General features: G+C 34.5%; 11 protein-coding genes and 1 tRNA gene. 3 read left to right on the top strand and 9 right to left on the bottom strand.

The window, feature by feature from the left end; translation table 11 throughout:
- Nucleotides 1–18: 18 nt before the first annotated feature.
- On the bottom strand, nucleotides 19–516 hold the full coding sequence (locus tag HMPREF0528_RS06370; RefSeq protein ID WP_004896015.1) for a hypothetical protein: 498 nt from the start codon (nucleotides 514–516) through the stop codon (nucleotides 19–21).
- Between the two features lie 197 nt (nucleotides 517–713).
- On the opposite strand from HMPREF0528_RS06370, the gene HMPREF0528_RS06375 reads away from it, so the two are divergent.
- Together HMPREF0528_RS06375 and HMPREF0528_RS06380 are read left to right on the top strand one after the other, a co-directional pair.
- Nucleotides 714–2,162, top strand: a complete 1,449-nt coding sequence (locus HMPREF0528_RS06375; RefSeq protein ID WP_034525284.1) for a 6-phospho-beta-glucosidase — start codon at nucleotides 714–716, stop codon at nucleotides 2,160–2,162.
- A 148-nt stretch (nucleotides 2,163–2,310) separates the two neighbouring features.
- Entirely contained in the window at nucleotides 2,311–2,742 is a 432-nt protein-coding gene (locus HMPREF0528_RS06380) for an Hsp20/alpha crystallin family protein (RefSeq protein ID WP_034525285.1), read from the top strand.
- Between the two features lie 44 nt (nucleotides 2,743–2,786).
- On the opposite strand, the gene greA is transcribed toward HMPREF0528_RS06380, so the two are convergent.
- Both greA and HMPREF0528_RS06390 read right to left on the bottom strand, forming a co-directional pair.
- Nucleotides 2,787–3,248 carry a transcription elongation factor GreA gene (gene greA, locus HMPREF0528_RS06385; RefSeq protein ID WP_004896018.1) on the bottom strand — a complete coding sequence of 154 codons (462 nt, stop codon included), beginning with the start codon at nucleotides 3,246–3,248 and terminating at the stop codon, nucleotides 2,787–2,789.
- Nucleotides 3,248–3,877 carry a hypothetical protein gene (locus tag HMPREF0528_RS06390; RefSeq protein ID WP_004896019.1) on the bottom strand — a complete coding sequence of 210 codons (630 nt, stop codon included), beginning with the start codon at nucleotides 3,875–3,877 and terminating at the stop codon, nucleotides 3,248–3,250. Before HMPREF0528_RS06390 ends, greA begins: the two co-directional genes overlap by 1 nt.
- 162 nt (nucleotides 3,878–4,039) lie before the next feature.
- On the opposite strand from HMPREF0528_RS06390, the gene HMPREF0528_RS06395 reads away from it, so the two are divergent.
- Nucleotides 4,040–5,350 (top strand): C1 family peptidase, encoded by a 1,311-nt coding sequence (locus HMPREF0528_RS06395; protein ID WP_004896020.1) that lies wholly within the window; start codon nucleotides 4,040–4,042, stop codon nucleotides 5,348–5,350.
- Between the two features lie 91 nt (nucleotides 5,351–5,441).
- Here HMPREF0528_RS06395 and HMPREF0528_RS06400 read toward each other — a convergent pair whose 3' ends face one another.
- The 6 genes from HMPREF0528_RS06400 to tyrS form a co-directional block, all read right to left on the bottom strand.
- Nucleotides 5,442–5,825, bottom strand: coding sequence for a hypothetical protein (locus tag HMPREF0528_RS06400; protein WP_004896021.1), 384 nt, complete (start codon nucleotides 5,823–5,825; stop codon nucleotides 5,442–5,444).
- A 15-nt stretch (nucleotides 5,826–5,840) separates the two neighbouring features.
- Nucleotides 5,841–6,134, bottom strand: a complete 294-nt coding sequence (locus tag HMPREF0528_RS06405; RefSeq protein WP_004896022.1) for a type II toxin-antitoxin system MqsR family toxin — start codon at nucleotides 6,132–6,134, stop codon at nucleotides 5,841–5,843.
- Between the two features lie 105 nt (nucleotides 6,135–6,239).
- Nucleotides 6,240–6,893 (bottom strand): HD domain-containing protein, encoded by a 654-nt coding sequence (locus tag HMPREF0528_RS06410; RefSeq protein WP_004896023.1) that lies wholly within the window; start codon nucleotides 6,891–6,893, stop codon nucleotides 6,240–6,242.
- Nucleotides 6,894–6,908: 15 nt separating this feature from the next.
- Complete coding sequence (locus tag HMPREF0528_RS06415; RefSeq protein ID WP_004896024.1) at nucleotides 6,909–8,222, bottom strand: C1 family peptidase; 1,314 nt, start codon at nucleotides 8,220–8,222, stop codon at nucleotides 6,909–6,911.
- A gap of 105 nt (nucleotides 8,223–8,327) precedes the next feature.
- A tRNA-Thr gene (locus tag HMPREF0528_RS06420) sits at nucleotides 8,328–8,400 on the bottom strand.
- Between the two features lie 70 nt (nucleotides 8,401–8,470).
- Complete coding sequence (gene tyrS, locus HMPREF0528_RS06425) at nucleotides 8,471–9,733, bottom strand: tyrosine--tRNA ligase (protein WP_004896025.1); 1,263 nt, start codon at nucleotides 9,731–9,733, stop codon at nucleotides 8,471–8,473.
- Nucleotides 9,734–9,882: the final 149 nt, after the last annotated feature.

A 9,882-nucleotide genomic window follows, 5' to 3' on the forward strand; every position in this document is an offset into this window, starting at 1 on the left:
CATCCTCCTCAATTTGTCCTACTGTCTATTACTTTCAAATGTCTTAATTGCTCCTGCATATTTGTCGCGACCATTTTGAATGTTGCTAATTCTTCTTAAGATCAAAATAGATCCTAATATGCCAACAACTAATATTGTAAAGATCACATTTGCGACATCGTTTGTAGCCATAAAAGGAAATAGAGTCTTTCCAAACGGTAAATAGCAACTGATAGCAAAGATTACATTTGCACCTAGCTGGAGTTGATAATACAGTTTTGTAAATTTTAAGTCAGTATTTCTGACGTTCCACTTACTTATCTGCTCTACTGAAGCTATTAATAATAAAACAAATAATAATCCCGAAATTATCGAAGCAACAATATCCTTGTAACAAATTGCAAAAACTAACCAAAAGAGATTAGTGAATAAGAACGCCGCAGAAAAATACCGAATCATTAAATAGCGGCTAAAATTTATAGATCTCACACTCATATCATGTTTCTTTTGTTCTAAACTCTGATCTCTTTTAGTCATTATTGTATCTGTCCTCCTAATATTGTTCCCGAACAATTCAGACAACACCTGTATAATACTCCATAATGAAACCGTTTGCAATAATTATTACTGTTTTTTTATAAAAATAAAATTCTATACTTTAAAGCTTTACAATTAAGTTTTTAATTTGTAGAATGGGTTTCGAAAACGCTTACTTTAGAAAGGACGTATTGAATATGACTGGATATACTATGCCTAAGGGCTTTTTATGGGGCGGCGCTGTTGCTGCTCATCAACTTGAAGGTGCATGGAATGAAGATGGAAAAGGAATGTCTGTAGCGGATGTTATGACAGTCGGATCAGCTACTAAGCCACGTGAAATTACTGATGGCGTTATTCCTGGTAAAAACTATCCTAATCATGATGCCATTGATTTTTACCATCACTACAAGGGTGATATTAAATTAATGGCTGAAATGGGCTTTAAAGCTTTTCGTACTTCAATAGCTTGGACTAGAATTTTTCCTAAAGGCGATGAAGAAGAACCTAATGAAGCAGGTCTTAAGTTCTACGATGACTTATTTGATGAATGTCATAAGTATGGAATTGAACCTGTAATTACCCTTTCTCACTTTGAAATTCCTTATCATTTAGTCAAAGAATATGGCGGTTTTACTAACCGTAAATCAATTGATTACTTTGTTCGCTTTGCCCGTGTTTGCTTTAAGCGTTACAAGAATAAAGTTAAATATTGGATGACTTTTAACGAAATTGATAATCAATCTAGTTTTAACAACGACTTCTTAATGGCTACCAATTCTGGTATTTTATTCAAGAATGGAATGGGCGATAAAGAAAAAGAAGCTGCTATGTATCAAGCAGCCCACTATGAATTAGTTGCTTCTGCTTTAGCAGTTAAAGAAGGCCACAAGATTAATCCAAACTTTCAAATTGGTTGTATGATTAATTACTCACCTGTTCGTCCTCTAACTCCATCATCAGATGATGTTTTACTTGCTGATAAGTTTGAACAAAGACGTGACTTCTTCTCCGATGTCCACGTTAATGGTGAATATCCAAATGCTGTTGAAGACTATATTGAAAGAAATGGCTACCGTCCAGATATCACCGAAGAAGATAAGATTGCCTTAAAAGAAGGGACAGTAGACTACGTTGGTTTCTCATACTATCAATCCACTACTGTTTCAAGTAAGAAAGTTAAACCAGATGAATTAACTGACTTACAAGAAGCTATCGTCGAAAACCCTACTTTAGAGCGTAGTGACTGGGGCTGGGAAATTGACCCAGAAGGTTTGAGAATTTCTCTTAATCACTTAACTGACCGCTACCACAAGCCACTATTTATCGTTGAAAATGGTCTCGGTGCTTACGACAAGCGCGAAGCTGACGGTTCAGTTCATGATCCATATCGAATCGATTACTTGAGAAAACACATTGAACAAATGGAAAAGGCCGTTGTGTTAGACGGTGTTGACTTGATGGGTTATCTTCCTTGGGGATGCATCGACTTAGTTTCAGCTGGAACGGGTCAAATGGACAAGCGTTATGGCTTCATCTATGTTGACAAGAATGACAAGGGTGAAGGAACGCTAGAACGCTCAAAGAAGGATTCATTTAACTGGTATAAGAAAGTTATTGAATCTAACGGTAAAGATTTAGACTAACCATTAAAAATAGGATTTAGAGTGCTTCTAAATCCTATTTTTTTCATTTTTATTAGCACCACTCTAATTAGAGTGCTAAATATTTTACTTTCCCTACGAACTTACTACAATAGAGATTGTAGAGAGCGTAATGGAAGGAAGTTTTATTATGGCAAACGAAATGATGAAAAATCGTAACAACGATAATATGATGGATCAATTAAGTGATTGGTTTAGTTTTCCAAAAGACTTTTTTGACGACAGTTCCATCAAGAACATTATGCAATCTGATGTAGCAGAAACTGATAAGGACTATATTGTTAAGGTTGACATGCCAGGAATGGATAAGAAAGACATCAAAGTTTCATATAAAGATGGCGTTCTAAACGTTTCAGGTAGTCGGGATTCATTCGATAACTTAGACAATAACAATGGCAATGTTCTTCACCGTGAAAGAAGCGTTGGTCACATTCAAAGAAGTTATCGTATTCCTGATGTTGACTCTAAAGACATTTCTGCCAAAGACGTCAATGGTGTTTTAACCATTACCTTACCAAAGTTAACTGAAGAAGATAAGGAAAATACAATTAATATTGAATAAATATTTAGATAAGAAAAAGACATCCCGCATAAGCGAGATGTCTTTTAATTTACAGCGATAATTTTAACATCATAACTTCCAGCTGGCGCTTCAACAGTTACTGTTGCACCAGCTTTTTTCTTCATCAAAGCTTGCCCCAAAGGTGAATCAAAGGAAATTTTTCCCTTAGCTAAATCTGCTTCCATCCTACCAACAATCCGATACTTTTCAGCTTCATCATCACCATCAAAAAGTAAGGTAACATTTGATCCTAAATCAATAGTCCCACTTTCATCTTTTTGAATAATTTCTGAATATCTTAATTGCTTATCTAAATAGCGTAAGCGACTTTGTAAATGCCCTAATTCCATCTTAGCTGTAGTATATTCAGAGTTTTCTGATAAGTCTCCCATACTACGAGCTTCTTGTAAGATTTTAATTCTTCGTGGCCGATCTTTCTTTAAGCGGGCTATCTCGTCTTTAATTTCCTGATAGCCTTCAGGCGTCATTTTCTGATAATAAACCATTATTTAACCTTAACATCGTTTCCAGTAATCACATCTTGCTTGTAAAGATCACCATTCTTTACAGAATAATGACCAACAATTGTTCCAGTTGACTTCTCAGCTAAAGAATATTGTCCATTACCACCATCAATTAACGTAAAGTTGTCTGGGCCATAGCTACTTGAGTAGCCGTTTTCTTTGATAGTATTAGAAACCATCTTATTAAACATAGCATCTGAAGAGTTATTAGCTGACGCAGCACTTTGACCGCCATGATTTTTAGTATTAGATGCTGAAGAATTAGATGAACCATTTGAATTATTTGCATTTTCTGATTCGTTTGAATTAGAAGAAGCATTTGTGTTTGCTGATCCATTCTGGCTAGCTTTTTCACTAGTACTACTCTTGGAACTTTCACTACTACTCTTATCAGTTTTTTTATCTGAGTTAGTAGTTTCTGAATTATCAGTATCTATATCAGTCTTATCTTTCTTAGTTGTATGTTTTTTAGATTTGTGGTTCTTTTCATGGCTTGTCTTAGTACTTTTAGCTTCATTATTAGTATTTGATTGGCTTGCATTATTACTACAACCTACAGCTAAAAGCATTGTCATTAGGGTAATTCCTGATACAAAAATATTCTTTTTCATAGTTCTTACCTCCGATATTGTTATCAATATTATACTTCAGAATCATCCCTTAAATACTCATGAAAGTCACTTTCATTCAATAAAATTAGTGTATTAACTTGTGATTTGCTGTATAGTAAATATAATGAAAAACATGATAAAAAAATTAAAGGAGTGTAATCTATGTCTCACGAATTAACCCTACAAGAAATTGATCAATTCCGTAGTGACTTTGATAATTCACGTAATCAAGTAGTTTCTCGCGCAGCAATGCGGTCCGGTGTGTTAGAAGCTTCATTTAATCCAGCAGTTACTAACCGTCTAAACGATGTATTCTCTGTCGAAGTAGAAGCTGATAATGTTACCAACCAAATGCAATCAGGTCGTTGCTGGTTATTTGCAACCTTAAATACTTTACGCCATGATTTTGGTAAAAAATATAAGGCTAAAAACTTCACCTTATCTCAAGCATACAACTTCTTCTGGGATAAGATTGAACGTGCTAATATTTTCTATGATGCAATTATTAATTCTGCAGATAAGCCATTAGATGATCGCACAGTTAAGGCATATATGAATTTTGCTGGTGCAGACGGTGGTCAATGGGCAATGGCTGCTTCCTTAGTGAAAAAATACGGTGTTGTTCCAACCAATGCAATGCCTGAAAGTTTTAATACTAATCATACAGCCGGTTTGTCTGATGCGCTAGCTCGTAAAGAAAGAAAAGATGCTTTAGTTTTACGTAAATTAGTTCAAGAAGGTAAAACTGAAGAAGTTGAAAAGAAACGCAAAGAATTTCTAAGTGAAATCTATCGCATGACTGCAATTGCTGTGGGCGAACCTCCTAAGACTTTTGACTTAGAGTACCGCGATGATGAAAAGAAACTTCACTTAGATAAAAATTTAACTCCGGTAGAATTTTTCAATAAGTATTGGGATATTAATTTCAATGATTATGTTTGCTTAACTAATGCTCCAGATCATGAATATGGTAAACTTTACTCTCTTCCATTTGAGGACAATGTTAACGGTGGTATCCCTATTACTTTCTTAAATGTTCCAATCGAATACTTAAAAGATGCTGCTATTAAGCAATTAAAAGATAGTGAAAGTGTTTGGTTTGGTAATGATGTCTTGAAAGAAATGGATCGTAAGACTGGTTACCTAGATACTGAACTATACAAGACCGATGAATTATTTGATGTTGATACTTATATGACTAAGGCAGAAAGATTGGCTACTGGTGAAGGCGAAGTTAGCCACGCTATGACTTTAGTTGGTGTTGACTTAGATAAGGGTGAAATCCGTAAGTGGAAAGTTGAAAACTCATGGAGTGAAAAATCTGGCCGTAAAGGTTACTTCACAATGAGCGATAAGTGGTTTGACGAATTTGTTTATGAAGTGGTTGTTAGAAAAGAGTTCTTAACTGAAGATCAAAAGAAACTTGCAGAAAGCAAGCCAACTCCACTTCCTGCTTGGGATTCACTAGCTTAAATACTTATATTTATAAAAATAGACTTCTGCAAAACTCTGGCAGAAGTCTATTTTTTCATCCTAAATTTAATAATATAAGTCCTATAAATTTTTATAATTCTTCTTTTTTACTATCATCGATAAATTTTTGCATAACTTTAGGACTACTAATCAAAATTTTTAATAAACGATTATCGCTAACTGATGGTAATCCGCCAGCTTCATATATAGCAACTGTCGCTACATTCCAGCCTAAAACTTCAGCAAGTTTTGCTTGGCTAAAATCCCAATAATGACGCAAATTTTTAATATCTTCTGGTGAAACAATATCAAATTGTTTCCGATATTTTTCTAATGCTAACTTTGCTGCATAATCATCAAGTTCCAAATCAGCCATTACTTTACCAGTTTTTTCATCAAAACGTGCGGGTGCAGTAATTACAATCTCATGACCACGAATATCATAGCTATTAGTATAATCTCCAATATAAGACATTTTTTATCTCCTCACTTAGTACAATGCTTCATGAAAGGAAATAAAAACAACTATATTTCCTTCATTTTTAAATTTAAGCTTTATATAATACTTCGATCCATAAGTAGTTTCATAAATCCACACATATGTATTAGGATACTGTTTATCCTCTTCTTCTTTAATAAAATCTTTTATAGAAAGATATGAAACAATAATTTTAGCTAGTTCTTTTGAAACTGGTGTAGCATGTTTTGCTCTTCTCTTAACCAATAAAAATTGATTTTTCTTTACTAAGTTTTTCATTCTTTTTAGTGCAAAGACTGGCTCCACTTTTATACCTCTATTTTACGTAATTCATTTTTAAACTCATATTTAATTACGCAAAAATAGAGATATTTTTTAAAAAAGCTAACTGAAAAATCAGTTAGCTTCTCTCTATACATTCCATTCATCCATAAATTCTTGAACAAATTCACGCATATATTCAGTTCTCCGGTGTGCTTCCTTTTTAGCAGCAGGCGTATTCATTAGGTCTTCTAAATCAAATAATTTTTCATAGAAATGATTAATTGTGGTTTCTACATGATTGCGATATTGATCATGACTTATTAGCTTCTCAGGCTTAATTTTAGGATCATAAATCTTATTTCCATGCTTACCACCATAAGTAAACGCTCTAGCAATTCCAATTGCACCTAAGCTTTCAATCCGATCAGCATCTTGCACATATTGTCCACTCAAAGGAAGTTGATAGTGGTGCTCAATGTTAGCTGAAAAAGACATGTGTTGAATAGTAAACAAAATATCTTCTACCTCTAAAGAAGTAAAGCCAACATTAGGCAATAATGCCTTGATTTCTTTTATAACTTCATCAGGATTGTCACAAATCTTTTCATCGATCGTATCATGTAAATAACTTCCTGTCTGAATAATAGCTACTATTCGGCTATCTGGATGAGCATTAGGATAATCACTTAGATACATTTTTGTGGCTAAATTTGCCACTCTTTGTCCATGGTAATAATCATGGCCTGTTTTTTCACCTTTTAGATGATCCTTAGTAAATTGTTTAACTAATTCAATGTTCATAGTCGATCCCCTAGACTAAGCCATTGAATCCCAGCAAGGCACAGAAATTGCTTCGCCTTCAGCAATTTTTACTAGTTTCTCTGGTAAGTATTGCTTTTTAACTACAACTTTAAATAGGTATTCGTCAAACCATTTATCATCCATGACAAAGTAGCCTTTCTCACCAACTTTTGTTCCCCATGAGTTTTCCACTTTCCATTGACGGGGTTTACCATCAACTACATCTACGCCTACAAAGGTCATTGCATGAGTTGAACCACTAGCACCAGTTTGAAGACGTTCTTTTTTATTTAACTTAGTTTCAATACCAAAAATCGTATCAGTTTCATATAAATTAGCAGCTAGAATTCCCTTTTGACGATCACTTTGCTTGCCTACATCACAACCAAACCAGATTGTTTCCCCATCTTTTAGCTGTTTAATTGCTGCTTCCTTAAGATTTTCAATCTTTGTATTCAAAAATCTAACTGGGCTACCACCTTCAACATTATCTTCAAATGGAAAAGCGTAAAGCTTATCATACTCATGATCTGGAGCATTAAAGAGTACTACATAATCATCTAAGTCATCTTCAAAATAATTGTGGAAAAAGTCTAATGGGGTAATATTTTGGTCTAACTTGTAATTTCCATCGTCATCTTTAAATTCTAGATCAAACTTTTGCACAGGTTGTCCAAAAGCAATTACAGCCATGCGGTAAATTTCACTTAAATATTCTTGACGTTTTTGTTCAATTTCATCATTTTTACCAGCTTGAGCAAGTTTACGCAAAACTAGTCCATCTTCACGCAATTTCATATTCAATGCTTGATTAAAAGCAGCTGTATTATTAGCTGTAAAACTTTCGTCTTGTGCATAAGTTGGCACCAAGCCGTATTTTCTAATTAATGAAATAGCCATGTGCCATTGTCCACCATCGGTATCAGGTGCTTGTAAGTAAAAATGTACAGTACGATCATTCACAGGTTTATCCGCAGTTTCTAGAATATGATTAAAGAAAATATTTGCTCTTTCAATTCGATCCCAGAAGAAAAGATAGCTTTGTGAAAAAGTAAAGTTCTTTGCATGATATTGCTTGGCAAACTTATGACGTAAAACATTCAAAGCAGCAAACAACCAACAACGACCTGATTGCTTTTGGTCGGTCACATTATCAGTTGGAATTTCAATTGAGAAAGTTCGATTTAAATCACGGATACCTTCACCGTTGAAACTTGCTTTTTGCACACCGTTATTCACAACAGCCAATTCAGCAATTTTATTTTGCTTATTTTGTTGATAATCTTGTTGAAATTTTGCAATTTCATCTAGCGTAAGTTCATGAGCCATATTAATTCTTCTTTCATAAATTATTTATACTATTTATAACAATTATAAAAAGGGATCGTCTTTTTGACCATCCCTAGAATTTTTTTGTTACTAAATTATTCACTAAGCCGTTTCCCAGATTTGAACTGGGGACCTCCTCCTTACCACGGCGGTGCTCTACCTCCTGAGCTAAAACGGCAGACATCAATTTAATTATAGCAAAAAGGACCAGGAACGTTTTTACATTCCTAGTCCTTAATTTTTATTTATTATTTAATTTTAACTAGAGTATACTTTCTCTTACCCTTACGGATAATTACATATTTTCCATCAAAATCACTATCTGGTTCGATAATAAAGTCAATATCATTTTGGCGCTCACCATTTACGTAAATCGCACCATTCTTAACGTCTTCACGTGCTTGACGCTTAGATGGTTCAATCTTAGTTTCAACCAAAAATTCTACGATATTCTTAGCCTCATGGGTTACTTCAGCACTTGGAGCGTTCTTCAAAGCTTGCTCAATTTGAGGAACTGATAGGCTCTTAACATTACCTGAGAATAATGCTTCAGTAATCATTTGAGCTTCTTTCAAGCCTTCTTCACCATGGACAAACTTAGTAACTTCTTCAGCTAATTTCTTTTGAGCTGCTCGCTTCCAAGGTTCTTTTTCAGTCTTTTCAGCTAAATCTTCAATTTCTTCACGAGATAAGAAAGTAAAGTACTTGAGATACTTGATAACATCGCGGTCATCTTGGTTGATCCAGAATTGGTAGAATTCATAAGGACTAGTCTTTTCTGGATCAAGCCATACAGCTCCACCAGCAGACTTACCAAACTTAGTACCGTCAGCTTTAAGCATTAATGGAATAGTTAAACCAAATGCTGGACGGTCTGCACCTTCAAGTTTGTGGATCAAGTCAATACCTGCAGTAATATTACCCCATTGATCACTACCACCAATTTGGAGTTGTACGCCATTATCTTTATTTAAATGGTAGAAGTCAATTGCTTGCAAAATTTGGTAAGTAAATTCGGTAAATGAAATACCATTTTCCAAACGACTAGCAACAACATCCTTATTAATCATGTTATTAACTTGGAAAAACTTACCGTAATCACGCAAGAAATCGATTAAGTTTAACTTACCTAACCATTCCGCATTATTCTTAATTTCAAAGTTTTCTGTACCGAATAATTTCTTCATCTGAGCAGTTAATTTTTCTTCATTATGTTTAACTTGCTCAGCGGTTTGAAGAACACGTTCAGTCTTTCTCCCAGACGGATCACCAATTGAACCAGTACCACCACCAATTAAAATTACTGGGTGATAACCAGCCATTTGGAATCTCTTCATAATCATGAAAGGAATTAGGTGTCCAATATGAAGAGAATCTCCGGTTGGATCAGTTCCGCAGTAAAGAGCTAAATCATCATGTTCTGCTAAGTACTTACGCAAACCCTCTTCATCAGTTTCTTGATTAATAGCTCCACGCCATTTTAAATCTTCTAAAATATCAAATTTTACCATAAAATTTTCTCCTAACAAAAACGCCCCTAGACTTCTTTCGAAATCTAGGGACGACTAAATTACTTTATTAGCCGTGGTACCACCCACGTTTACGCCTAATGCGCCTTAAAATAGTTGATACGGAAACTACCCCACCATGTACTTCGCCT

The sequence above is a fragment of the Lactobacillus johnsonii ATCC 33200 genome, from assembly GCF_000159355.1.
Lineage (GTDB): Bacteria > Bacillota > Bacilli > Lactobacillales > Lactobacillaceae > Lactobacillus > Lactobacillus johnsonii.